At 66.3% G+C, this 23642-nt stretch carries 23 protein-coding genes; 20 read left to right on the forward strand and 3 right to left on the reverse strand.

Features of this window, described 5'->3' with window-relative positions; genetic code table 11:
- Window positions 1–6: 6 nt before the first annotated feature.
- The 7 genes from QFZ33_RS09030 (at window position 7) to QFZ33_RS09060 (ending at window position 8369) form a co-directional block, all read left to right on the forward strand.
- Window positions 7–843 (forward strand): carbon-nitrogen hydrolase family protein, encoded by an 837-nt coding sequence (locus QFZ33_RS09030; protein WP_307026735.1) that lies wholly within the window; start codon window positions 7–9, stop codon window positions 841–843.
- A gap of 81 nt (window positions 844–924) precedes the next feature.
- Complete coding sequence (dapA, locus tag QFZ33_RS09035) at window positions 925–1833, forward strand: 4-hydroxy-tetrahydrodipicolinate synthase (protein WP_214850936.1); 909 nt, start codon at window positions 925–927, stop codon at window positions 1831–1833.
- A 42-nt stretch (window positions 1834–1875) separates the two neighbouring features.
- Window positions 1876–3567: a ribonuclease J gene (locus tag QFZ33_RS09040; RefSeq protein WP_307026738.1), complete on the forward strand. Its 1692-nt coding sequence runs from the start codon at window positions 1876–1878 to the stop codon at window positions 3565–3567.
- A gap of 84 nt (window positions 3568–3651) precedes the next feature.
- The gene (locus QFZ33_RS09045; RefSeq protein WP_307026740.1) at window positions 3652–6528 is read left to right on the forward strand and encodes an FtsK/SpoIIIE family DNA translocase; all 2877 of its coding nucleotides are present in this window, start codon (window positions 3652–3654) and stop codon (window positions 6526–6528) included.
- A gap of 54 nt (window positions 6529–6582) precedes the next feature.
- Entirely contained in the window at window positions 6583–7242 is a 660-nt protein-coding gene (gene pgsA, locus QFZ33_RS09050; RefSeq protein WP_307026742.1) for a CDP-diacylglycerol--glycerol-3-phosphate 3-phosphatidyltransferase, read from the forward strand.
- Complete coding sequence (locus QFZ33_RS09055; RefSeq protein ID WP_307026744.1) at window positions 7239–7724, forward strand: CinA family protein; 486 nt, start codon at window positions 7239–7241, stop codon at window positions 7722–7724. Before pgsA ends, QFZ33_RS09055 begins: the two co-directional genes overlap by 4 nt.
- A gap of 192 nt (window positions 7725–7916) precedes the next feature.
- Window positions 7917–8369: a helix-turn-helix domain-containing protein gene (locus tag QFZ33_RS09060; protein WP_003798764.1), complete on the forward strand. Its 453-nt coding sequence runs from the start codon at window positions 7917–7919 to the stop codon at window positions 8367–8369.
- Window positions 8370–8459: 90 nt separating this feature from the next.
- On the opposite strand, the gene QFZ33_RS09065 is transcribed toward QFZ33_RS09060, so the two are convergent.
- Window positions 8460–8966: a MarR family winged helix-turn-helix transcriptional regulator gene (locus tag QFZ33_RS09065; RefSeq protein WP_307026746.1), complete on the reverse strand. Its 507-nt coding sequence runs from the start codon at window positions 8964–8966 to the stop codon at window positions 8460–8462.
- 42 nt (window positions 8967–9008) lie between these two features.
- Between QFZ33_RS09065 and QFZ33_RS09070 the strand changes: the two genes are divergently transcribed.
- The 6 genes from QFZ33_RS09070 to dapF all read left to right on the forward strand — a co-directional run bounded on the left by QFZ33_RS09070 (window position 9009) and on the right by dapF (window position 14753).
- The gene (locus QFZ33_RS09070) at window positions 9009–9248 is read left to right on the forward strand and encodes a DUF3046 domain-containing protein (protein ID WP_307026748.1); all 240 of its coding nucleotides are present in this window, start codon (window positions 9009–9011) and stop codon (window positions 9246–9248) included.
- A gap of 208 nt (window positions 9249–9456) precedes the next feature.
- On the forward strand, window positions 9457–10509 hold the full coding sequence (gene recA, locus QFZ33_RS09075; protein WP_307026750.1) for a recombinase RecA: 1053 nt from the start codon (window positions 9457–9459) through the stop codon (window positions 10507–10509).
- Between the two features lie 100 nt (window positions 10510–10609).
- Window positions 10610–11125, forward strand: coding sequence for a regulatory protein RecX (locus tag QFZ33_RS09080; protein ID WP_307031739.1), 516 nt, complete (start codon window positions 10610–10612; stop codon window positions 11123–11125).
- Window positions 11126–11147: 22 nt separating this feature from the next.
- A complete protein-coding gene (gene miaB / locus QFZ33_RS09085) occupies window positions 11148–12698 on the forward strand; it encodes a tRNA (N6-isopentenyl adenosine(37)-C2)-methylthiotransferase MiaB (RefSeq protein ID WP_307026752.1) in 1551 nt (516 codons plus the stop codon).
- Window positions 12699–12702: 4 nt separating this feature from the next.
- Window positions 12703–13602 carry a tRNA (adenosine(37)-N6)-dimethylallyltransferase MiaA gene (gene miaA, locus QFZ33_RS09090; protein ID WP_307026754.1) on the forward strand — a complete coding sequence of 300 codons (900 nt, stop codon included), beginning with the start codon at window positions 12703–12705 and terminating at the stop codon, window positions 13600–13602.
- Between the two features lie 206 nt (window positions 13603–13808).
- Window positions 13809–14753: a diaminopimelate epimerase gene (gene dapF / locus QFZ33_RS09095; RefSeq protein WP_307026756.1), complete on the forward strand. Its 945-nt coding sequence runs from the start codon at window positions 13809–13811 to the stop codon at window positions 14751–14753.
- On the opposite strand, the gene QFZ33_RS09100 is transcribed toward dapF, so the two are convergent.
- Entirely contained in the window at window positions 14734–15348 is a 615-nt protein-coding gene (locus QFZ33_RS09100) for a class I SAM-dependent methyltransferase (RefSeq protein WP_214851031.1), read from the reverse strand. The two genes, dapF and QFZ33_RS09100, sit on opposite strands and share 20 nt — an antisense overlap.
- A 380-nt stretch (window positions 15349–15728) precedes the next feature.
- Between QFZ33_RS09100 and hflX the strand changes: the two genes are divergently transcribed.
- Complete coding sequence (hflX, locus tag QFZ33_RS09105; protein ID WP_307026759.1) at window positions 15729–17306, forward strand: GTPase HflX; 1578 nt, start codon at window positions 15729–15731, stop codon at window positions 17304–17306.
- Window positions 17299–19359, forward strand: a complete 2061-nt coding sequence (locus QFZ33_RS09110) for an ATP-dependent DNA helicase (RefSeq protein WP_307026761.1) — start codon at window positions 17299–17301, stop codon at window positions 19357–19359. Before hflX ends, QFZ33_RS09110 begins: the two co-directional genes overlap by 8 nt.
- A gap of 44 nt (window positions 19360–19403) precedes the next feature.
- Here the strand turns inward: QFZ33_RS09110 and lexA are convergent, their stop codons facing one another.
- Window positions 19404–20150: a transcriptional repressor LexA gene (gene lexA / locus QFZ33_RS09115; protein WP_307026763.1), complete on the reverse strand. Its 747-nt coding sequence runs from the start codon at window positions 20148–20150 to the stop codon at window positions 19404–19406.
- A gap of 309 nt (window positions 20151–20459) precedes the next feature.
- Between lexA and QFZ33_RS09120 the strand changes: the two genes are divergently transcribed.
- The 5 genes from QFZ33_RS09120 to QFZ33_RS09140 all read left to right on the forward strand — a co-directional run bounded on the left by QFZ33_RS09120 (window position 20460) and on the right by QFZ33_RS09140 (window position 23604).
- On the forward strand, window positions 20460–20828 hold the full coding sequence (locus QFZ33_RS09120; RefSeq protein ID WP_307026765.1) for a LysM peptidoglycan-binding domain-containing protein: 369 nt from the start codon (window positions 20460–20462) through the stop codon (window positions 20826–20828).
- Window positions 20829–20906: 78 nt separating this feature from the next.
- Window positions 20907–22025 carry a histidinol-phosphate transaminase gene (locus QFZ33_RS09125; protein ID WP_307026767.1) on the forward strand — a complete coding sequence of 373 codons (1119 nt, stop codon included), beginning with the start codon at window positions 20907–20909 and terminating at the stop codon, window positions 22023–22025.
- 59 nt (window positions 22026–22084) lie between these two features.
- The gene (gene hisB, locus QFZ33_RS09130; protein WP_111904717.1) at window positions 22085–22711 is read left to right on the forward strand and encodes an imidazoleglycerol-phosphate dehydratase HisB; all 627 of its coding nucleotides are present in this window, start codon (window positions 22085–22087) and stop codon (window positions 22709–22711) included.
- Window positions 22708–23445, forward strand: a complete 738-nt coding sequence (hisH, locus tag QFZ33_RS09135) for an imidazole glycerol phosphate synthase subunit HisH (RefSeq protein WP_307026769.1) — start codon at window positions 22708–22710, stop codon at window positions 23443–23445. The genes hisB and hisH overlap by 4 nt, the downstream gene beginning before the upstream one ends.
- A complete protein-coding gene (locus QFZ33_RS09140) occupies window positions 23446–23604 on the forward strand; it encodes a hypothetical protein (protein WP_214851070.1) in 159 nt (52 codons plus the stop codon).
- Window positions 23605–23642 lie beyond the last annotated feature (38 nt).

Below are 23642 nucleotides of genomic sequence, written 5' to 3' on the forward strand. Positions count from 1 at the left end.
GGGCTCGTGACTGCACCCCTGACGGTCTCCGCCATCCAGTACGCGGCCTTGGGCGGCGGCATCCACGCCAATGTGCCGGAGCATGTGCGCCTCATTGAGGACGCCGACTCGCACGGTGCCAGACTGGTGTTGTTCCCCGAACTGTCCCTCACGGGGTACGACCTGCCGTTGCTTCGCGGCGGCGACCAGTTCCATGCGGGGGACCAGTGGGTGGCGCCAGGGGACCACCGTTTGGACCCCGTCCGGGAGATCTGCCGCAGAACCGGGATCACCGCCGTCGTTGGCGCACCCTTCCGGGAGCCGGACGGCACGCCGCGGCTCGCATCCCTGGCCGTCCACCCGAACGGCACAGAAGAGGCTGGCTTCAAGACGCACCTTCACGGCGACGAGCAGTCCTTGTTCGAGGCAGGGCCGGGGTATGAAGCAGGGCCTGGGTCCGAACATGGGCAGAGGTTCGGAGAAGGGCAGGGGCTCGAAGCAGGGCAGGAACCGCTCCTGCTGGACGTGGACGGCTGGAAAATTGCACTGGCCATCTGCTTCGATGCTGCCCATCCCGCGCACTCCGGCGCTGCCGCCGCCGCCGGAGCTGACGTGTATGCCGTCTCGGCGCTCTACACGCAGGAGGAAGGCCACCGGCTGGGGCTGCATCTCGGAGCGCGGGCCATGGACAACCGCATGTACGGCGTCCTTGCCAACCTGGGTGGCCGTACGCCGCTGGGTCCGTCCTGCGGACTGAGCGGTTTCTGGGGGCCGGACGGGCTGTCGATGCAGCAGGCGGGCGGTACCGGAACGGAAGTGGTCACCGCCGTGCTGCGGCGGGGTTCGCTGGAGAGGTACCGATAGCCAGCCTGCTCGCCGCAATTTGACGATCATCACGCGGTGGCCATTGTCCTAACCTGCACGTGACAGGGTAACGTTTTTCCCATGGCTGACACTTCCGCGAACCTTCCTGCCCTGGGCACCCTCCTGACCGCCATGGTTACCCCGTTCACGATGGACGGCAAGGTCGATTACCAGCAGGCCGCGGAACTGGCCAGCAAGCTCGTTGACGACGGCTGTGACGGCCTGGTTGTCACCGGAACCACCGGCGAGACGTCCACCCTCACCGACGAGGAAAACCTCGGAATGTTCCGCGCCGTGATGGAAGCCGTTGGCGGGCGTGCCGCCGTTATCGCTGGCACCGGAACCAACGACACCGCCCACTCGGTGCACCTGTCCCAGGAAGCCGCCAAGCTGGGCGTCGACGGCCTGCTGATCGTCACGCCCTACTACAACAAGCCCAGCCAGGCCGGCGTCCGGGCGCACTTCGAGACGGTCGCATCCGCCACGGACCTGCCCGTCATGCTCTACGACATCCCCGGGCGGTCCTCCATCGAGATCGCGCCGGACACCATGATCCGCCTCGCCCAGCACCCGAACATCGTGGCCGTCAAGGACGCCAAGGCCGACTTCGCAGCAGCAACCCGCGTTCTGGCTGAGACCGACCTTGCCTTCTACTCCGGCGACGACGGCCTGACCCTGCAGTGGATGGCCCTGGGCGCCGTGGGCCTCGTGGGTGTCACCACGCACGTCGCCACCCGCCGCTTCCGGGAGCTCATCGACGCGATCAACGCGAACGACCTCGGCACGGCCCGCAAGATCAACTTCGAGCTTGAGCCGGTAGTGCGCGCCACGATGACCCGCGTCCAAGGCGCCGTTGCAGCCAAGCAAATTCTTAAATGGCAGGGAGTCCTGCCCAACTCGATTGTCCGCTTGCCCCTCGTGGAGCCGGACGAAGCCGAGATCGAAACCATCCGCGAGGACTTGGCGAAAGGAGGGCTGGTCTTTTCCTGACGGACTGAGACCGGCACTCTTCCGTCTGGAAAGAAGTGCATTATGACCCAAGTAGCCCTCCCCGGCCTCGTTACGCCTCCCAGCCTTCCCCAGGGCACCCTGCGGATTGTTCCGCTGGGCGGGCTCGGCGAAATCGGCCGGAACATGGCTGTGTTCGAAATCGACGGCAAGCTGCTGGTCGTCGACTGCGGCGTCCTCTTCCCCGAGGAAACCCAGCCCGGCGTTGACCTGATCCTGCCCGATTTCTCCTACATCGAGGACCGGATCAATGACATCGTGGCCGTGGTCCTCACGCACGGCCACGAGGACCACATCGGAGCCGTTCCGTACCTGCTGCGGCTCCGCAACGACATTCCGCTCGTGGGATCGCAGCTGACCCTCGCGCTGATTGAAGCCAAGCTGCAGGAACACCGGATCAGGCCCTACACGCTGTCCGTCACCGAGGGGCAGGTGGAGCAGTTCGGTCCCTTCCAGTGCGAGTTTGTTGCGGTCAACCACTCCATCCCGGACGCCCTGGCGGTCTTCATCCGCACGGCCGGCGGGACGGTGCTGCATACCGGTGACTTCAAGATGGACCAGCTGCCGCTCGACGGCCGCATCACCGATCTCCGGCACTTCGCCAAGCTGGGCGAAGAAGGCGTGGACCTGTTCATGTCCGACTCGACCAACGCCGACGTCCCTGGATTCACCACCGCGGAGAAGGAGATCGGCCCCACGCTGGACCGGCTCTTCGGCCAGGCCACCAAGCGCATCATCGTGGCGTCGTTCTCATCCCACGTGCACAGGGTGCAGCAGGTCCTGGACGCCGCGGCCAAGCACGGCCGCAACGTCGCCTTCGTGGGGCGTTCCATGGTGCGGAACATGGCCATCGCCGCCAAACTCGGCTACCTGCACGTGCCGGACGGCATCGTGGTGGACCTGAAGAACATTGACACGCTGCCGGACAACCGGGTGGTCCTGATGTCCACCGGCTCCCAGGGCGAACCCATGGCCGCGCTCTCACGCATGGCCAACGGCGACCACCGCGTGGTGGTGGGCCAAGGCGACACCGTCATTCTGGCGTCCAGCCTCATTCCCGGCAACGAGAATGCCGTCTTCCGCATCATCAACGGCCTGCTGAAGCTCGGCGCCGACGTCATCCATAAGGGCAACGCCAAGGTTCATGTGTCCGGCCATGCCGCGGCGGGGGAGCTCCTCTACTGCTACAACATCCTCGAGCCGCTCAACGCCATGCCGGTGCACGGCGAAACCCGCCACCTGATCGCCAACGGCAAGATCGCGGAGGAATCGGGAGTTCCGGCCGCAAGCATCCTGCTGGCAGACAACGGCACTGTGATCGACCTTCACGACCACCGCGCCGACATCGTGGGCCAGGTGGAGGTCGGCTTCGTGTACGTGGACGGCTCCAGCGTCGGCGAAATCACCGACGCAGACCTCAAGGACCGCCGCGTTCTGGGCGATGAAGGCTTCATCTCCATCATCACGGTCATCAACAGGGCAACCGGCAAGGTTGTCTCCGGGCCGGAGATCCACGCTCGCGGCGTCGCCGAGGACGACTCGGTCTTCGACGACATCATTCCCAAGATCAACGCCGCACTGGAGGAGGCTGTGCTCAGCAACGCTGACCACACTAACCACCAGCTGCAGCAGATCATCCGCCGGGTCGTTGGCACGTGGGTCAACCGCAAGCTGCGCCGGCGCCCCATGATCATCCCGGTGGTCCTGGAGGCCTAACTGCCGGTGCCCGGGGGCTGAACACAGCCCCCGGAAGGCCCGGAAATCCGCTGTTCGCGGCCGCGGTGGAGTACCGTGGCAGATATGGCCACTCGTACTTCCCCCGCGCCAAAACGTGCCCCCAGCAGTAAAACGGGCGCATCCGCAGGCCGCAGCGGCTCGCCGGCGGCGAAAACCGGCCGGGCCGGATCGTCCGCCGGCAGCGCCCGCACGCGCCAGCTTCCCGCCGTCGAACACCGGCAGCCCTGGCTGCTGCGGGTGGCCGGCGGGGCCTGGCTGGGCATCGGGCATCTGGTGGGCGGGGGAGTGCGCCGGATCGGCCAGGACGTCAGCGACATCGCACCCGAAGACCGCCGTGACGGGGCCGCCCTGTTCAACCTGGCCCTGGCGGTCTTCATCGCCACTTTCGCCTGGTGGGGTTTCCGAGGCTGGTTCCCGGACGCCGTCTACGCCGTGGTCAACGGCACTTTCGGCTGGATGTCGCTCGTCCTGCCGCTCATGCTCTTCGTGTGCGCCTGCAGGCTGTTCCGGCAGCCTGTAGACGGCCGCGGAAACAACCGCGTGGGAATCGGCTTCCTCATCATGACGTTCGCAGGGTGCGGCATCGCGCACATTGTGGGCGGCCAGCCGACCGTCAGCGAGGGCTTCGACGGGCTGCGGCAGGCGGGCGGCATGCTGGGCTTCCTGGCGGCCTCGCCGTTGGCCGCCATTCACCCAGCTGTCCCGGTGGTCCTGTACGGGCTGCTGGCCTTCGTGTCTGTCCTCATCGTGACGGCCACCCCGTTCGGCGCCATACCGCGGCGGTTGCGCGGCGCCTATGAGCACCTGATGGGCATCGACCTTCAGGAGAACGACGGCAACGCCCACGACCGCAGCTACCTGTACGAGAACAGCCCTCCCGCCCCGAAGAAGAAGCGCAAGCGGCTCTTCGGCAAGGATGAGGAAGCCGATCCCCGGCTGGAAGGCTACGTCGGAGACGAAGCCTTTGAGCATGCCGTGGTCGACGACGACGAGCCGTCACCGGAGGCAGGCAAGGGGCGCCCTGCTGTGGCCCCCGGAGTCCGGCGGCCCACGCAGGCGGAGATCGCCGTCGAGAAGATCAAGGCAGCCCAGGGACTCGGCGCCAAGGGCGCCGACGCCGAGAACGCCACCGAGGCCATTCCGCTCGTGACCCCGGGTATGGCCGGTTCGGTGGCTGCGCCCGCTGCTGCCGTGCAGGTGCCGTCCAAGCCAGTGGCGCCTGCACCGCCGCCCACACCGATTCCGCAGCGCACGGAGCAGCTGTCCCTCGCTGGCGATGTCACCTACACGCTGCCGTCGTCCGACGTGCTCACACCCGGCTCCATTCCCAAGGAACGTACGGAGGCCAACGACGCCGTCGTGGCCGCCCTGACTGACACGCTCCAGCAGTTCAACGTGGATGCCACTGTGACCGGTTTCAGCCGCGGTCCGACTGTGACCAGGTACGAGATCGAACTGGCGCCGGGCACCAAGGTGGAGCGGGTCACCGCGCTGTCCAAAAACATCTCCTACGCTGTCGCCTCGAGCGACGTCCGCATCCTCAGCCCCATTCCCGGTAAGTCGGCCATCGGCATCGAGATCCCCAACACGGACCGCGAGACCGTGTCGCTGGGCGACGTCCTGCGCAGCCAGAACGCCCGCCGCACGGACCACCCCATGGTCATGGGCGTGGGCAAGGACGTCGAGGGCGGCTACGTCGTGGCCAACCTGGCGAAGATGCCCCACCTGCTGGTGGCCGGTGCCACCGGTGCCGGTAAGTCCTCGTTCGTGAACTCCATGATCACGTCCCTGCTGATGCGGGCCACCCCCGACGAGGTCCGTATGGTCATGGTGGACCCCAAGCGCGTGGAGCTCACCGCCTACGAAGGCGTGCCGCACCTCATCACGCCCATCATCACCAACCCCAAGAAGGCTGCCGAGGCGCTGCAGTGGGTGGTCCGTGAAATGGACGCCCGCTACGATGACCTGGCCAACTACGGCTTCAAGCACGTCGACGACTTCAACAAGGCAGTGCGCGCCGGCAAGGTCCAGCCGCCGGTGGATTCCAAGAGGGTCATCCGGCCCTACCCGTACCTCCTGGTGATTGTGGACGAGCTTGCCGACCTGATGATGGTGGCACCGCGGGACGTGGAAGATTCCATCGTCCGCATCACGCAGCTGGCCCGCGCGGCCGGCATCCACCTGGTGCTCGCCACCCAGCGCCCGTCCGTTGACGTGGTCACCGGCCTCATCAAGGCCAACGTGCCGTCCCGCATGGCCTTCGCCACCTCATCCGTGACGGACTCCCGCGTGGTCCTCGACCAGCCCGGGGCGGAGAAGCTGATCGGACAGGGTGACGCGCTGTTCCTTCCCATGGGTGCCTCCAAGGCGATGCGTGTGCAGGGCGCTTGGGTGACCGAATCCGAGATCCACAAGGTCGTTGAACATGTGAAGGGCCAGCTCCAGGCCGTCTACCGTGACGACGTCGCACCCGAGGCCCAGAAGAAGCAGATCGACGACGACATCGGGGACGACCTCGAAGTGCTGCTGCAGGCCACGGAGCTGGTGGTCACCACCCAGTTCGGTTCGACGTCCATGCTGCAGCGCAAGCTCCGCGTCGGGTTCGCAAAGGCAGGCCGCCTCATGGACCTGCTCGAATCACGTGGCGTTGTTGGTCCGTCGGAAGGCTCCAAGGCGCGCGATGTGCTGGTCAAGCCGGACGACCTTGCCGCGGTGCTGGCCGCGATGAAGGGCCAGGAGGCTCCGGCCACGGCCGATTCGCAGACCGCCGCGCTCAGTGACAACGCCAACGCCAACATCGCGCAGGGTGGCTACGCGGAGGACCTCGTTGCCGCGGACCTGGACAACCGCACCCAGAGTGTCGAATACTACGACGGCGCCGACAGTTCCGGCGACGACGAGGACGGTTCCGAGGACGCCTGGTCCCTCACCGGCCGGTAGTCCTAATGACGATCAACAAGAAAGCGGTAGCGCCGAAGACGGTAGCCTAGAAGGGTGACTAGCACCGAAGCGACCGCGGCCGGCTCCAACAGCTCCGGGATCTGGAATCTTCCCAACATCCTCACGATGCTCCGCATTGTGCTGGTGCCGTTCTTCGTGTGGTTCCTCATGGCCGATGCCCCGGGCCTGCGAAGCGAGTCCGGCGGGTGGCGCTGGGCAGCCGTGGCGGCGTTCGCCGTCGCGATTTACACGGACAAGCTCGACGGCGACATCGCCCGCAGCAGGGGACTGGTCACCGACTTCGGCAAGATTGCCGATCCGATCGCGGACAAGCTGCTGACCGGATCCGCCCTGGTCATGCTGTCCGTCCTGAATGAGCTGCCCTGGTGGATGACGATCGTGATCCTGGTCCGTGAGTGGGGCATCACGGCGCTGCGGTTCTTCGTGATCCGCTACGGCGTCATCCCGGCGTCACGCGGCGGCAAGCTCAAGACGGTTGTCCAGACGGTGGCGATCTTCCTCTACCTCGTTCCGCTGGCATCCATCGCACCGTGGCTGACCTGGGTGGCCTTCGGGGTGATGCTGGCAGCCGTGCTGATCACCGTCTGGACCGGCGTCGAATACGTCGTGCAGGCACTAAAAGTCAGGTCGGAGGGGCTGCGCCGGCGGGCTGCGGACCTTGGCCAGCACGAGAACGAGGAGGGCAAGCCGTGACGAATCTGCACCGGATCGCCGGGGAAGCCGTGGCTGCGGCCGTTGGGCGCGGCGTCACCGTGGCCACCGCGGAATCACTCACCGCAGGAATGGTCGCCGCTGTACTGGCCGACACCCCAGGGGCGTCCGCCATGCTGCAGGGCGGCGTGGTCTCCTACAGCAACACCGTGAAGCGGGACGTCCTTGGCGTTCCGCAGGACCTGCTGGACGCCGTCGGATCGGTGGATGAAGCAGTGGCTGCCGCCATGGCCGAAGGCGCCCGGCGAGTCTGCGGCGCCGACCTCGCCGTCTCCACCACCGGTGTGGCCGGCCCTGACGCGCACGACGGCAAAGCGGTTGGAACAGTGTTCGTGGGCGTCGCCACCGCGGACCGAGTGCAGGCCTTTCCCTACAGCTTCCAGGGCACCCGGGCAGAAATCCGCGGGCTGGCCTGTGGCGCTGCTTTGGAGCGGCTTCAGGAGGCACTGGCTGCGTTAAGCTGAGTTTTCCGGCTACGCTGGCTTGGCCCGCTGACTGCGCTAAGCTACCCGGAGTAACGTTGCCGGGAACAAAAAGTGAATCCGAATAGTTGTCACATTGTGTCGCCTCTCCCTGAGGGAGGCGCCTAGGATGAAGAGAACATATGCGGTTTGCGTCACAGTGAACCGGAACCACGAGGGAGCAAGGCGATACAGATGGTAAAGCAGCCCGTGTCCGTAAACGGCGTTGTCCGCTGGAAGGACGTGGGCCTCGCCGATCAGGCCAAGAGCGAACAGAAGGAGCGCAAGATGGTTGTACTTCGTCACGAAATCGGTGATGTACTGCGCGATGTCCGCCAGCGTCAAGGGCGTACCCTCCGCGAAGTCTCGCACAGCGCCCGGGTGTCCCTGGGTTACCTGAGTGAAGTGGAACGCGGTCAGAAGGAAGCTTCCTCGGAACTCCTGTCCTCGATCTGTTCGGCGCTGGATGTTCCGCTATCCAGCATGCTCCGTGAGGTCAGCGACCGCGTCGCTGTCGCTGAAGGCGTTGCCGTGCCCGACACCGTCCCGCAGGAATTCTCCCAGCGTTACGGTCGGGACCTGGAGCGTGACCTGAGCAGCGAGCTTAACAACGAACTCGCCACCGAAATGCTCTCGGGCGCCCGGTAACGGAACCCGGAAATCCGGACTCAATAGCAACTGCGAAGGCCTCCGGCAATCTGCCGGAGGCCTTCGTCGTGCCCTGAAATAAGTCTTAGTCTAGGCGCCGTCGCGGGGGAATCCGTCACGTTCGTACGTGGCGTTGAGCTTGGCCATGTAGGCGGCCAGCGCCTCGAGGTCCTCCACCGGCCATTCGCCCAGGCGTTCCCGGAACACCTGCCGCCGGGCATCCTGCACCTGGTGCATCTTCTCTTCGCCCTCGGCTGTGAGTCTGATCGTTTGCGCCCTGCCGTCCAGCGGGTCGGCTTCCTTGAGCACCAGGCCGATGTTTTCAAGGAACGCGATTTGCCTGCTGACGGACGGCTTGCCGACGCCGATGCAGGATGCAAGCTCCGTGAGGCGGATGGGGCCGCTTTTGCGGATTACGGTAAGCAGTCCGTAGGCGGCCGGCTCCATGTCCGGGTGGACCTCGCGCGACAGTTGCTGCGAAATGGACCGGGCCCGTCGCCAGAAAAGACTGATCTGGTGCTCCACATTGGTCAGTGCCGTATCAAGCGTGTCCTCGAAGGGGGCAGCGGCTCCGGGGGCTTCAGCGGGGTTGCTCATGGCAACCATTCTAGAGTCAGCGTCCGTGAGAGACTGTATTGAGTGAGGATTAGTGATTTCTGGCGGCTGATGGACGACGAATTCGGGGCCGGCTACTCGCGTGTACTGGGTGGCTCCCTCGTCCTTGCCGGAGTCGGTGGCCGGACGGCGAACCAGGCCCTCGCTGCGGGCGTCAGTCCCCGTGACATCTGGCTGGCGGTGTGCGACGTGCAGGACGTCCCCGAGGAGCGCCGTCTCGGCCGCGATATCAAGCCCCGCCACAATGGCGCAGACCTGGTCTGAGCAACTCCCGCCCGGCTTGGGAAACTGCTGACACGCCGACCGATTGTTCGAATATCTGTTCGGGTGCGACTATGCTTTTTGGCAGCGGGTTATCCACATACGTACGCCTGCCCGGTAAGAATGTCAGCGGGTAAAGCTAGCGTCGGTGATGACAGACAAAGGGCCCCAGAGGCCCCTCCAAAGCGAGAAAGTATTAGAGGTGTGAATCATGGCCGCAGCCCCGGATCGCCAGAAGGCGCTCGACGCAGCACTTGCCCAGATTGACAAGCAGTTCGGCAAAGGCTCGGTCATGCGCCTGGGCGACGAAGTCCGTGCGCCCATCGAGGTCATTCCGACCGGCTCCATCGCCTTGGACGTCGCCTTGGGAATTGGCGGCCTGCCCCGCGGCCGCATCGTGGAAATCTACGGACCGGAATCCTCCGGTAAGACCACGGTTGCCCTGCACGCCGTCGCCAATGCCCAGCGCCAAGGCGGCATTGCCGCCTTCATTGACGCCGAACATGCCCTGGATCCCGAATACGCCGCAAAGCTGGGCGTCGACACCGACGCACTGCTCGTGTCCCAGCCGGACACCGGCGAGCAGGCTCTGGAAATCATGGACATGCTCATCGGTTCCGGCTCCCTGGATGTCGTCGTCATCGACTCCGTGGCAGCCCTGGTGCCGCGAGCGGAAATTGAAGGCGACATGGGCGACAGCCACGTCGGCCTGCAGGCACGCCTCATGAGCCAGGCCCTGCGAAAGATCACCGGCCGGCTGAGCCAGACCAAGACCACAGCCATCTTCATCAACCAGCTGCGTGAAAAGATCGGTGTGTTCTTCGGTTCACCGGAAACCACCACCGGTGGTAAGGCGCTGAAGTTCTACGCCTCCGTGCGTATCGACGTCCGCCGCATCCAGACCCTCAAGGAGGGCGCGGACTCCGTGGGCAACCGCACCAAGGCCAAGATCGTCAAGAACAAGATGGCCCCGCCGTTCAAGATCGCCGAATTCGACATCATTTACGGCCAGGGCATCTCCCGCGAGGGCGGCATCATTGACATGGGCGTGGAGCACGGCATCATCAAGAAGTCCGGGTCATGGTTCACCTACGACGGCGACCAGCTCGGCCAGGGCATGGAGAACTCGCGCCGCTTCCTGCGCGACAACCCGGAACTGGCGGCCGAGCTCGAGCGCCTGATCAAGGAAAAGCTCGGCGTCGGCGTGAAGGCCCCGGCCGAGTCCGAAGCTTCACCGAAGCTGAAGGCCGTTGACGGCTTCTAACAGACGCCGGTCTTCCTCGGCCTTCGCCAAGGCCGGAGGGGACCGGCAAGCAGGACCCGGCCCCGATCCGGATGAGGACCGGGAGGCGGACCCGGCGTCGGTGGCGCGCGCCATCGTTCTTCGCCAACTGACCGCGTCGCCCAAGAGCCGCCTGCAGCTTGAACGCAAGCTGGCCGAGCGAAACGTGCCGGAGGACGTCGCCGCGGCCGTGCTGGACCGCTTCGAAGAGGTCCGGCTCGTCGACGACGCCGAATTCGCGGACATGTGGGTGCGGAGCAGGTCGCAGTCGCGCAGGCTGGCGAAGGGAGCCCTGCGCCGGGAGCTCGCGGACAAGGGCATTGACCCTGACACCGCGGCCTCGGCCCTGGAGCAGCTCAGCGACGAGGACGAAGAAGCCGCCGCGCGCCACTTGGTGGAACGCAAGCTTCGGCCGGGGACGGACCTGACTGACCGGGCGGAACGCGACAAGACCACACGGCGGCTCGCGTCCATGCTTGCCCGCAAGGGGTACCAGCCCTCGCAGGCTTTCCGGATCGTGGGGGAGGTCCTGGACGCTGCAGCCGGCGGCGCTGCATCCGACGAGGACACTTACGAGGCCGCCGCTCACTGGGAGTGAGCGCAGCCGGTACCCTTAGTGGGTGAGTCTGACCTATCCTTCCCCCGCAACCGGCACCGAAAACGACCCGACTGGTGACGCCGCTGTGCCCCGCACCTACCAGGTGCGCACCTTCGGCTGCCAGATGAACGTTCACGACTCCGAGCGCATGGCGGGCATGCTGGAAGCCGCCGGTTATGTACCGGCGGACGGTGCCCAGGCTGACGTTGTCGTCTTCAACACCTGCGCTGTGCGGGAAAACGCCGACAACAAGCTCTACGGCAACCTCGGCCAGTTGGCCCCCATCAAGGCAGCCAACCCGGGGATGCAGATCGCCGTCGGCGGCTGCCTCGCCCAGAAGGACCGCGAAACCATCCTGAAGAAGGCGCCCTGGGTCGATGCCGTCTTCGGCACGCACAATGTCGGCGCCCTGCCTGCACTTTTGGACCGGGCGCGCCACAACAACGAGGCGCAGCTGGAAATCCTCGAGTCGCTGGACGTCTTCCCATCCACGCTGCCCACCAAGCGCGACTCTGTCTATTCGGGTTGGGTGTCCATTTCGGTCGGCTGCAACAACACCTGCACCTTCTGCATCGTCCCAGCCCTGCGGGGCAAGGAAAAGGACCGCCGGCCGGGGGAGATCCTTGCCGAGGTCCAGGCGCTGGTGGACGACGGCGCCATCGAAGTGACGCTCCTGGGCCAGAACGTGAACTCGTACGGGGTGGAGTTCGGAGACCGCCAGGCCTTCTCCAAGCTGCTGCGCGCCTGCGGCGAGATCCCGGGCCTGGAACGGGTACGTTTCACGAGCCCCCACCCGGCCGCGTTCACCGATGACGTCATTGACGCCATGGCCGAGACGCCCAACGTCATGCCGCAACTGCACATGCCTCTCCAGTCGGGATCGGACAAGGTCCTGCGTGACATGAAGCGTTCCTACCGGTCGGCGAAGTTCCTCGGGATCCTGGACAAGGTCCGCGCCAAGATGCCGCATGCGGCGATTTCCACGGACATCATCGTCGGTTTCCCGGGGGAGACGGAGGAGGATTTCCAGGCGACCCTGGACGTCGTCGAAAAGTCACGGTTCGCCACGGCCTTCACCTTCCAGTATTCCAAGCGGCCTGGCACGCCCGCCGCGGACCTGCCGGACCAGCTGCCCAAGGCGGTGGTGCAGGAACGTTTTGAGCGACTCACTGCGCTCCAGGACCGCATCGCGGCGGAAGAGAACGCCAAGCAGCTGGGACGCCGTGTCGAGGTCATGGTCACCGCCCAGTCCGGCCGGAAGTCCGAGGAAACCCACCGCCTCTCAGGCCGTTCGCAGGACCAGCGCCTTGTCCACTTCACGGTTCCCGAGGGCGCACCTGCCCCGCGTCCCGGAGACCTGGTGACAGTGACCATTACGGCAGCGGCCGCCTTCCACCTGGTCGCCGATCCGGCCACCGCAGCCGACTACTCCCTGCGCCGGTCCCGTGCCGGCGATGCCTGGGACAGGGCGCAGGCCGACTCCTGCGGCGTGCCGGCGCCTGGCGCAGCGGGGGCTGCGGGCAGGACCGGCGTGTCGCTTGGCATGCCGTCACTCCCGGTGCGGAGCCGCTGACCCGGTGGCGGGCCAACCCCCCGTCATAGCGGTTGTCGGCCCCACCGGTTCGGGCAAGTCCGACCTCGCCGTCGATCTTGCCCTGGCCCTGGACGGCGAGGTGATCAACGCCGACGCCATGCAGTTCTACCGTGGCATGGACATCGGCACCGCCAAGGTCACCGAGGCCGAACAACGGGGCGTCCGGCATCACCTGCTGGACATTTTGGACGTGACGCAGGAGGCGTCGGTATCCGACTTCCAGCAGCAGGCACGGGACTGCATCGCGGACATCCACCGCCGCGGCAAGCGCGCCATCCTTGCCGGCGGGTCCGGCCTGTATGTTCGCGCCGCCCTCGATGTGCTGGACTTCCCGGGAACCGATCCGGAAATCCGCACCCGGCTCGAACAGGAGAACGCCGCCGAAGGGACTGCGGTGCTGCTGGACCGCCTCCGGGCCGTGGATCCCGTCTCCGCCGGGCGCCTCGGCGACGCCCGCCGCATCATCCGCGCGCTGGAGGTGTTCGAACTGACGGGACGCCCGTTCAGCTCCTTCATGCCAACCCGCGAGTACCATCAGCCGGCCATCCAGATCGGGCTGGAGGTTGACCGCGAGCAGTTACGGGACCGGCTCGCTGTCCGCGTCCATCGGATGGTGGAGCGGGGGCTGCTGGCGGAAGTCGAAGGGCTGGACGCCCAGGGCCTTCGCCGCGGCAAGACCGCACCCCGCGCACTGGGCTACGCCCAGTTCCTCAAGGTGCTCGATGGCGAAGCGGATGTAGCGCAGGCAGCCGAGGAAACCATCGTGGCCACCAGGCAGTTCGCCCGCCGGCAGCTGACGTGGTTCCGGGCCGACCCCCGCATCAGCTGGCTGGACTGGCAGGACCCCGGGCTCGCCGCCAAGGCAGCCGGCCTGTGCCGCTGAGCCAGCGCCCAACGCACTTGAAGAAATAGGCTTATGACTCTCGCAGTTGCCACCAAGCCAAAGAGCGCCCCGCAGCGAACCCGTACCGTTGTGATTGTTTCGCTGCTGGGGGCGACGCTTTTCTGGGCCGGCAACTACACCCGCGGCCGGCCAGGTGGATCCAAACCGTTTTTCTGGCGCCGCTGGCGGGCGGGTAACCTTGAACCATGAATGAAACCCTTGCAGAAACAGCCCGGCCCGCCGGCACCACACTGAGCGGACTGCGGTTTTCCAAGGGCCACGGAACAGGCAACGACTTCGTCCTGGTCGCTGATCCCGAGGGCGTGCACGCCGTCTCCGCGGAGCAGGTCGCCCAGCTGTGCGACCGCCACCGCGGCATCGGCGGTGACGGCCTCATCCGCGCCGTGCCGTCCCGGCTTCTTGACGAGGGCCGGCAGATTCTTACCGAAAACCCCGACGCCGAGTGGTTCATGGATTACCGCAACGGTGACGGTTCCCTGTCGGAGATGTGCGGCAACGGCGTGCGCGTGTTCGTCCACTTCCTCCTGGCCGAAGGCCTGGCTGAGCTGCCTGCCGGCGGCTCGCTGACCATCGGCACCCGCGGCGGCGTCAAGACCATCGTCCGCACAGGTGACGGCTACGCCGTCGACATGGGCCCCTGGGAGTTCATTTTCCCGGACGAGGCAGCGGCCCGCGCCATGGATTCACTGGTTAGCGCCGACGGACTCGAGGTGCCGCGGCCGGCGCTGTCCGTCAGCATGGGCAACCCGCACACGGTCGTCGCCCTGGCCGAGCTGTCCGAACTCCGGGACACCCGGCTCTTCACCGCCCCGCACGTGGACCCGGCTCCCGCCAATGGCACCAACGTCGAGTTCGTTGTCCCGGCCGAGCCGCTGGTGCACGACGGCGTGGGCACCGTGACCATGCGGGTCCACGAACGTGGTGTCGGCGAAACGCAGTCCTGCGGCACCGGAGCATGTGCGGCGGCGGTGGCCATCCGTCACTGGGCAGGGCAGGGTGCCCCGGACGCCTGGCAGGTGAAGGTGCCGGGCGGCGTCGTGGGCGTGAAGTTCTTCACCGTCGCCGGCGGCCGCGAGCACGTTGAGCTCAGCGGCCCGGCAGCGATCGTTGCTACCGGGACGCTTTCCTGACCCGCAGGATCCGGAAGGATTTGGACGTGTTTTCCCGCGTCACCGTGAAGGAGCCATCCAGAACCTCCGCCAGCCAGCGCTGAAGCGTATCCGAGCCCAGGTTCTTCTGCACCACCAGCCAGGCCGAACCGCCCGGCGCCAGCCTCGGCAGCCAGAGCAGCAGGAGCGAGTGCAGTTCATCCTTGCCGATCCGGATCGGCGGATTGGACCAGATGGTGTCGAAACGGATTTCCGGGTCCACATCCTCTGGCGTGCTGGCAGCGACGTTGCTCAGCCCAAGCAGTTCAGCGTTCCCGTTGGTGAGCGCGATGCATCGTTCATTGACGTCCACGGCGTAGACCTGTGCGTGCGGTGCCCGCAGCGCCATGGTCAGGGCGATGGGTCCCCAGCCGCAGCCGATGTCGAGCAGGTTCCCCTGCGGGGAAGGAGCGGGAACCTCGGCCAGCAGGATGGCCGTCCCCTTGTCGATCCCGTCCGGACTGAAGATGCCGGACGAGGTCTGCAGCTTCCGCGTTTCACCGGCCAGTTCCACTGTGAGGGGCTTGCGGGTAAACGGCCCCGCAGGTGAGGCGCTGAAATAGTGGGCAGACTCCATAACTGGCCAGATTAGTGGGCTGCCCGCCCGATGGGAAACCGGCCGATCGGAAAGCCGGCCGGCCGTTCTGGTATCCTTGAAGGCATGTTCCTGATTTTTGAGTAGCCGGTACTTCTTTTTGCCCGCGGCCTTTAGCCGCCGGCGCCGGCCCATGGCTCCCCTCCAATGCGACGCAGGTATTGCCCTTTGCAGGCACGCATCTTCCGCACGAGCGCAGCCCGAACAGCACTCAATCAGACCGCTTCCCGCCGGCCATGCCTGACGTCTGCCGGCATTTCAGGAGACCCTCCATGACCCCTCGTAGTCAGCCCAGCGCGAATACCACCGCCAAGGGCGGCAATCAGCACTATTCTGAAGATGCAGAACCTTCAAAGGAGACCATGACCAATCAGCAAAATCCCGGATCCGAGCCAGTGGCCCAGGACATGAGCCCTGAGGAGATCCAGGCTGTCATCGACCGGATCCTCGCCAAGGACGTCCCGGCCAAGAACGCCGCACCTGCCAACGGCAGCCGCGCCGACAGCCAGGGCGTTTTGGGCAAGGCGCAGGCCATCTCGCATCTCGCCGACGAGCACAGCACGTTCGACGGCGACCAGCAGGACCTCGAGGAACGCCGCGCACTGCGGCGTACTGCCGGGCTGTCCACCGAACTCGAGGACGTCACCGAAGTCGAATACCGGCAGCTGCGCCTGGAACGCGTTGTGCTCGCCGGCCTCTGGAGCGAAGGCACGCTGGCTGATGCCGAGAATTCGCTGCGTGAACTCGCCGCGCTGGCGGAAACAGCGGGCTCGGAAGTCCTCGACGGACTGGTCCAGCGACGCGCCAAGCCGGACCCCGGCACGTTCCTTGGTTCCGGCAAGGCCCTTGAACTCAAGGACGTGGTGATGTCCACCGGCGCTGATACCGTCGTGGTGGACGCCGAACTCGCCCCGTCCCAGCGGCGCGGCCTTGAAGACATCGTCAAGGTGAAGGTCATTGACCGCACGGCGCTGATCCTAGACATCTTCGCCCAGCACGCCAAAAGCCGTGAAGGCAAGGCTCAAGTGGAGCTGGCGCAGCTCGAATACCTCCTTCCGCGCCTCCGCGGCTGGGGTGAATCCATGTCCCGCCAGGCCGGTGGCCAGGTGGGCGGCGCAGGCGCCGGCATGGGCTCGCGTGGTCCCGGTGAAACAAAGATCGAACTGGACCGGCGAAGGATCCGCACCCGGATGGCCAAGCTGCGGCGCGAGATCGCCGCGATGAAGCCGGCACGGGAGACCAAACGGGCCAACCGCCGTCGTAATGAGGTCCCGTCAGTGGCCATTGCCGGATACACCAACGCCGGGAAGTCCTCGCTGCTGAACCGCCTTACCGACGCCGGCGTCCTGGTGGAGAACGCCCTGTTCGCCACCCTGGACCCCACCGTCCGCAAGGCCGAGACCTCCGACGGCGTTGGCTACACGCTGGCCGACACCGTGGGTTTCGTCCGGTCCCTTCCCACCCAGCTGGTGGAGGCCTTCCGCTCCACCCTTGAGGAAGTGGCGGATGCAGACCTGATCCTGCACGTGGTGGACGTGTCGCACCCGGACCCGGAAGGCCAGATCGCCGCCGTCCGGTCGGTGTTCGCCGAGGTGGACGCCCGCAAGGTACCCGAGATCATCGTCCTGAACAAGGCGGACGCCGCCGACCCGTTTGTGGTGGAGCGGCTGAAGCAGCGCGAACCGAGGCACGTGGTGGTTTCGGCACGCACGGGGGAGGGTATTGCCGAGCTGCTCAAGGCCATCAGCGAGGCCATCCCGCGGCCGAATGTCAAGATGGAGCTCCTCGTGCCATACCACCGCGGCGATCTGATCAGTAAACTGCACGACTCCGACGCGGAGATCCTTAGCCTGGATCACGAAGAGGGCGGCACCCGCGCCGTTGTCATGGTCCGGGAAGGCCTCGCGGCTGAACTGGAATCCTTCATCAGCAATGACTGACGGGGCGGCAGACGCCGCAGCCAGCGCCACGGCCGGCGAGCAGCATGTACTGGAGCTGCTCGACCGTGCCGTGGCGGGCATGGGCGGCCAAAGCCGCAGCGGCCAGCACGAGATGGCCCGACAGGTGGCACGCGCCATCGAAACCGGCGACCACCTGCTGGTGCAGGCCGGCACGGGAACCGGCAAGTCGTTGGCCTACCTTGTCCCGCTCATCGCCCACTCGCTTGAGAGCAACAAACCGACCCTCGTCTCCACCGCCACCCTCGCGCTGCAGACCCAGATCGTGGGCCGGGACCTTCCGCGGCTACTGGAAAGCCTCAAACCTGCACTCGACCGGCCTGTGAAGATTGCGCTGGTGAAGGGCCGTGCCAACTACGTCTGCAGGCACAAGCTCGAGGGCGGCTTTCCCAGCGAGGAGCCTTCCGAAGGCCAGCTTTTCTCACTGGGCGAGGACACCAGCGTCCCGCACTTCGCCGCGGCCATGGGCGGCCCCTCCTCCCAGCTGGGCAAGGAGGTGGTCAGGCTCCGGGAATGGGCGGAGCAGACCACCACGGGCGACCGTGACGAGCTCCTTCCCGGCGTCACGGACCGGGCCTGGCGGCAGGTGTCCGTCACGTCCATGGAATGCCTCGGCGCGCAGAAATGCCCCCTCGCCGAAGAATGCTTCAGCGAACTTGCCCGCCATAACGCCACGGAAGCCGACGTCGTGGTGACCAACCACGCCATGCTGGCCGTCAGCGCCTTCGAGGGCCTGGCCGTGCTGCCGGAGTACGACGTCGTGGTGGTGGACGAGGCCCACGAACTCCAGGACCGGGTGACCGGCGCGGTTTCGGGGCAGCTGTCGGTGGCCATGGTCCATGCCGCAGCGTCCGGCGCCCGCAAGCACACCGGGATCACTGTTGACGCGCTCAACACAGCGGCCGCCAACCTCGAGGTGGCTCTTGCCGGCGTTCCCAGCGGCTTGCTGCCCAACGGCCTGAACGACGAGCAGCTGGATTGTGTGGACCAGCTTCGTGAGGCCTGCCGGGCGGCGCTGTCGGATTCCAAGGGGGACAGCAATACCACGGCCGACGGCGGGCGGCAGCTCGCACGCTCCCGCCTGCTGGTGATTTTGGAGCTTTGCGAGCGGCTCATCGCCGCCCGGGAAAACCGCGAGGTGGTCTGGTTCTCCCGGAACAGCACGTTTGATCCCCAGCAGGGATACTCGGCGCCGGACGAGACTGCCCCGGCTCTGATCAACATCGCCCCGCTGAGCGTGGCAGGCAGGCTCCGGGAAGGCCTGTTCGCCGGCCATACCGTGGTGCTCACATCGGCCACACTGGCCATCGGCTCTGCCTTCGAACCCGCCGCAGGCGGGCTGGGCCTGGTCGGGGACGGCGCGCCGAGCTGGACCGGCGTCGACGTGGGTTCGCCCTTCGACTACCCCCGGCAGGGCATCCTGTACGTGGCAGGGCACCTGCCGAAACCGGGCCGCGGCACTTCGCCTGAGGCGCTGGACGAACTCGAGTCCCTCATCCGCGCCTCCGGCGGGGGAGCGCTCTGCCTGTTCTCCTCACGGCGGGCCGCCGAGGAAGCGGCAGATGCCCTGCGCACGCGGCTGGATGTCAGCATTCTTTGCCAGGGCGAGTCCACCATGACGGCACTTGTGAAGCAGTTTGCCGACGAGCCTGATACCTGCCTGTTCGGCACGATGTCACTGTGGCAGGGCGTCGACGTGCCGGGCGGGTCGTGCCGGCTGGTGGTCATCGACAGGATCCCCTTCCCGCGGCCGGACGACCCCCTGATGACCGCGCGGTCCCGGGCCGTTGCCCAGGCCGGCGGCAACGGTTTCATGTCCGTATCCGCCACACACGCGGCCATCAGGCTGGCCCAGGGGGCAGGACGGCTCATCCGGTCCACGAACGACAAGGGTGTGGTGGCGGTGCTGGATTCCCGGCTGTCCACGGAACGCTATGGCGGGTTCCTGCGGGCCGCCCTGCCGCCGTTCTGGCCGACGACCGACAGGAAGACCGCCGTCGCAGCACTCGAACGGCTCGCCGGCGCACAGGCCTAAAGAAGCCCCGGGCTATAACAGCCCGGGGCCGAAGATTGCAGCGGCTATAGCGAGCGAAGTACGGAAACCACCTTGCCCATGACAACGGCGTGGTCGCCGAGGATGGGTTCGTACCGGGTGTTCTGCGGAAGCAGCCACGTGTGGCCGTCCCGCTGCCGGAAGGTCTTGACCGTCGCTTCGTCGTCGAGCAGCGCCGCGACGATGTCGCCGTTGACCGCATCGCTTTGCCGCCGGACCACAACCCAGTCCCCGTCGCAGATGGCGGCGTCCACCATGGAGTCGCCCGCGACCTTGAGCATGAACAGTTCGCCGTGCCCCACCAGCTGGCGGGGCAGGGGCATCAGGTCCTCCACCATTTGGTCCGCCAGGATGGGGCCGCCGGCGGCGATCCGGCCGACCAGCGGCACCATCGCGGTGTCCATCGCGCTGGGCAGTTCGGATACGGAAGCGCCTGCGGTGCTAAGGGCGGGGCCCTTGTCCGCGCCGCCGGATTTTGCCGTCCCCGCATCCAAAGTGAGCGGCATCAGGACCTCCATGGCGCGCGGCCGCTTGGGGTCGCGCCGCAGGTAGCCAAGCTTTTCCAACTGCGAGAGCTGATGGGTCACGCTGGAGAGACTGGCCAGGCCGACGGTGTCGCCGATTTCCCGCATCGACGGCGGGTAGCCGTTGTCATTGACCGAGCGCTGGATGGTCTCCAGGATCTTTTTCTGGCGGACGGTTAGTCCTTTGGGGGTCCGCTGAGACCGCGGGCTGCGCTGGGGAGCCTTGCCGTCAGAGGCCTGTGCTGCCATGTTCGCCAACGCCTTTCCGTTCCTCCCGGCCGCGGTAGCTGCAGGGGCCGGGAACTTCCGGCCTGAAAAATGTCAGACCCTGCTGATCAACTGCAGATGTGGTTGTTCTGTGATTTCAAACGTAGGCCAGCCACAGTGCTTTATCAAACATTTGTTCTAGCGAGTCTCGACTTAATTCGTTGATAAGTGCTAAAACTAGGAAAAGCAAAGTTCGAACATGTGTTCTAGTCAGGGTCGCTTGTCAGCCCGGTGTTCGAACCGTTCGTTCGAACTCGAGGCGCTACAACTTGGTCCAGGAGGGCTCACGCCATGTCAGCTTCAACAGCAGCATCAACTTCAACGCCACTGTCCCGGCCCGGCAAGCCGCCGCGCCTACGCCTCACCCGCCGGGGCCGGATTGTCCTGATCGGCCTGCCGCTTGTCCTGCTTGCCGCCATGATCCTGACTCTTGCCGGGTTCCTGAACTCCCCGGCCAAGGCTGCAGACAATGCCAGTGGCCTGACCGTTACGCCCACCGTTTCGGTCACGGTGCAGCCCGGTGAATCACTGTGGGCCATCGCAGGACAAGTCGACCCCGACCGCGATCCCCGGGACGTGATTGCGGATATCGTCCAGCTCAACGACCTTCAGGCCGGGAGGGTAATGCCCGGCCAGCAGCTGTTTGTGCCGAATAAGTAGGGGCGACGGAGCACGGTTCCCGGGCGCCGGAACCGTCACAGTTTCCGGCCAGCCCTCCAGGTTACTTAAACTGTCTAGGTGACTGACCAGCTTGAGCGACTGAACCGACTGCCCCTTCGGACCAACCTGAGGGGGCTTTCCCCCTACGGCGCCCCGCAGCTTGATGTTCCGATCCTGCTCAACGTCAACGAGAACACGCATGGCGTGCCTGCCGACGTGCGGGCGGCCATCACCGCGGCCGTAACCGAGGCCGCCGCCGGACTCAACCGGTACCCCGACCGCGAATTCACCGAACTGCGGGAAGCCTTGGCCGAGTACCTTGGCCACGGGCTCAGCGCGGACAACCTCTGGGCGGCCAACGGCTCCAACGAGGTCCTCCAGCAGATTCTCCAGGCCTTTGGCGGCCCGGGCCGGTCGCTCCTGAGCTTCCCGCCGACCTACTCCATGTACCCGCTCCTCGCCAGCGGCACGGACACCGCCTACATCGCCGGCAGGCGTGCCGACGACTATGGCCTCAGCGCCGGGTCTGCCGCGAGCCAGGTGCGCGAACTCCAACCCAACATCGTCTTCCTGTGCTCGCCCAACAACCCCACCGGCACGGGCCTTGGCCTGGATGTGGTGGAAGCAGTCTACGAGGCCGGGGAAGCCAGCCAGGCGGTGGTGGTCGTGGACGAGGCCTACCACGAGTTCGCGCACGACGGCACGCCCAGCGCCCTCACCCTGCTGCCCGGCCGGGAGCGGCTCATCGTCTCCCGGACCATGAGCAAGGCGTTCGCTCTTGCCGGCGCCCGCCTGGGCTACATGGCCGCGGCCCCGGAGGTGACAGACGCCCTCCGGCTGGTGCGCCTGCCCTACCACCTGTCGGCCGTCACGCAGGCAACCGCCCTCGCGGCGCTGCAGCACCGCGAGGCGCTGATGGCCGATGTCCAGGACATCAAGCGGCAGCGCGACCGGATTGTCGCGGAACTGACGCGGATGGGGCTGCGGCCCGCGGCGTCCGACTCCAACTACGTCTTCTTCGGCGGGCTGGAGAACCCCCATGAGGTCTGGCAGGGGCTGCTGGATGCAGGGGTGCTCGTCCGCGACGTCGGCATCGCCGGCCACCTGAGGGTCACGGCCGGTACTGAGACGGAAACCACAGCCTTCCTGGAAGCGCTGGAAACCATCCTGGCCCGGCAGGCCGCACTTCCGGCCTAAACTTGGATATGGACCAGGTCAGGTCCGCCCCCATCCTTCGTCAAAGGACATCTATCACCATGAGCGACACCGGAATCAAGGCTGCCGAGGCACGGACTGCACGCATGGAGCGCGCCACCAGCGAATCTTCCGTGCTGGTGGAGATTAACCTCGACGGCACCGGAGTGTCGGACATCAGCACGTCAGTCCCGTTCTACGACCACATGCTGACGGCGCTGTGCAAGCACTCGCTTATCGACATGACCGTCAAGGCCACGGGCGACACCCACATTGACGTCCACCACACAGTCGAGGATGTTGCCATCACGTTCGGCGAGGTCCTGCGCACCGCTCTGGGCAACAAGGCGGGCATCCGCCGCTTTGGCGAGGCCACCGTGCCCCTGGACGAGGCCCTCGCGCACGCCGTCGTTGACGTCTCCGGCCGGCCCTACCTGGTGCACGGCGGCGAGCCCGCCGGGCAGGAGTACCACCTGATCGGTGGCCACTTCACGGGATCGCTGACGCGGCACGTCTTCGAGGCCATTACGCTGCACGCCGGCATCTGCCTGCACATGAACCTCATCGCCGGCCGCGACCCGCACCACATTGTGGAAGCCCAGTTCAAGGCCTTCGCCAGGGCCCTCCGCGCAGCCGTCGAGCCGGACCCCCGCGTCGAAGGCATTCCGTCCACCAAGGGAGCACTGTGACCGGCAAAGTACTGCGCGAGGGCGCAATCCTCGACCCGTCGGCCACGCTGAAGCCGGCATCCCCGGAGGGCAAGCCCACCGTCACCGTCCTGGACTACGGCTCCGGCAACGTCCGTTCTGCCGTGCGCGCGCTGGAACGCGCCGGTGCCGAGGTCATCCTGAGCTCCAAACCCGAGGACGTGCTGAACGCCGACGGGCTGGTTGTGCCCGGCGTCGGCGCCTTCGAAACGGTCATGCGCGAGCTTAAGGCCGTGGATGGAATCAGGATGATCGGACGCCGCGTTGCCGGTGGCCGTCCGGTCCTCGGTATCTGCGTCGGCCTGCAGGTGCTCTTCGAGGCCGGCGTCGAACACGGAACCGAAGCCGAAGGCATGGGGGAGTGGCCCGGCAAGGTGGAACTCCTCCCGGCCGAAGTGGTGCCGCACATGGGGTGGAACACCGTCAAGGTCCCGGAAGGCTCCAGGCTTTTCGACGGCGTCGAGGGTGAACGCTTCTACTTTGTGCACTCCTACGGCGTCCAGAACTGGGACTTCGACGTGATCCAGCCCCGGATGGCGCCGCCCCTGGTCACGTGGTCCGAGCATGGTGGCCCCTTCATCGCCGCCGTGGAGAACGGCCCCCTCTGCGCCACCCAGTTCCACCCGGAAAAATCCGGTGACGCGGGCGCGCGGCTCCTGAAGAACTGGGTCGACGGGCTCCGTGGGCCAAATTCCCGGCTGGCAGCGGACGCCTAGATGTGGTCAATCCTCCTGATGGGACTGGCCGGCCTCCTGGTGGGCGGCGGCCTGTCCTTCAGGCAGCAGCGCAAGCCGCTCTGGATCCAGATCGGTTTCTACGTGCTGGCCGCCATGTCGCTGCTGGCCGCCTACCTGCTGACCCTTCCCGGCAACTAACCAACTAACCCGCCGTGTGCGCCGCAGAAGTCGCCGCG

Origin of the sequence: Arthrobacter globiformis (genome assembly GCF_030815865.1) — a bacterium.
Lineage (GTDB): Bacteria > Actinomycetota > Actinomycetes > Actinomycetales > Micrococcaceae > Arthrobacter > Arthrobacter globiformis_B.

Coding starts and splice junctions, on each gene's coding strand:
- dapA (WP_214850936.1), top strand. CDS start 925: ATGGCTGACACTTCCGCGAACCTTCCTGCCCTGGGCACCCTCCTGACC.
- QFZ33_RS09040 (WP_307026738.1), top strand. CDS start 1,876: ATGACCCAAGTAGCCCTCCCCGGCCTCGTTACGCCTCCCAGCCTTCCC.
- QFZ33_RS09045 (WP_307026740.1), top strand. CDS start 3,652: ATGGCCACTCGTACTTCCCCCGCGCCAAAACGTGCCCCCAGCAGTAAA.
- QFZ33_RS09060 (WP_003798764.1), top strand. CDS start 7,917: ATGGTAAAGCAGCCCGTGTCCGTAAACGGCGTTGTCCGCTGGAAGGAC.
- QFZ33_RS09065 (WP_307026746.1), bottom strand. CDS start 8,966: ATGAGCAACCCCGCTGAAGCCCCCGGAGCCGCTGCCCCCTTCGAGGAC.
- recA (WP_307026750.1), top strand. CDS start 9,457: ATGGCCGCAGCCCCGGATCGCCAGAAGGCGCTCGACGCAGCACTTGCC.
- dapF (WP_307026756.1), top strand. CDS start 13,809: ATGAATGAAACCCTTGCAGAAACAGCCCGGCCCGCCGGCACCACACTG.
- QFZ33_RS09100 (WP_214851031.1), bottom strand. CDS start 15,348: ATGGAGTCTGCCCACTATTTCAGCGCCTCACCTGCGGGGCCGTTTACC.
- hflX (WP_307026759.1), top strand. CDS start 15,729: ATGACCAATCAGCAAAATCCCGGATCCGAGCCAGTGGCCCAGGACATG.
- QFZ33_RS09110 (WP_307026761.1), top strand. CDS start 17,299: ATGACTGACGGGGCGGCAGACGCCGCAGCCAGCGCCACGGCCGGCGAG.
- lexA (WP_307026763.1), bottom strand. CDS start 20,150: ATGGCAGCACAGGCCTCTGACGGCAAGGCTCCCCAGCGCAGCCCGCGG.
- QFZ33_RS09120 (WP_307026765.1), top strand. CDS start 20,460: ATGTCAGCTTCAACAGCAGCATCAACTTCAACGCCACTGTCCCGGCCC.
- hisB (WP_111904717.1), top strand. CDS start 22,085: ATGAGCGACACCGGAATCAAGGCTGCCGAGGCACGGACTGCACGCATG.
- QFZ33_RS09140 (WP_214851070.1), top strand. CDS start 23,446: ATGTGGTCAATCCTCCTGATGGGACTGGCCGGCCTCCTGGTGGGCGGC.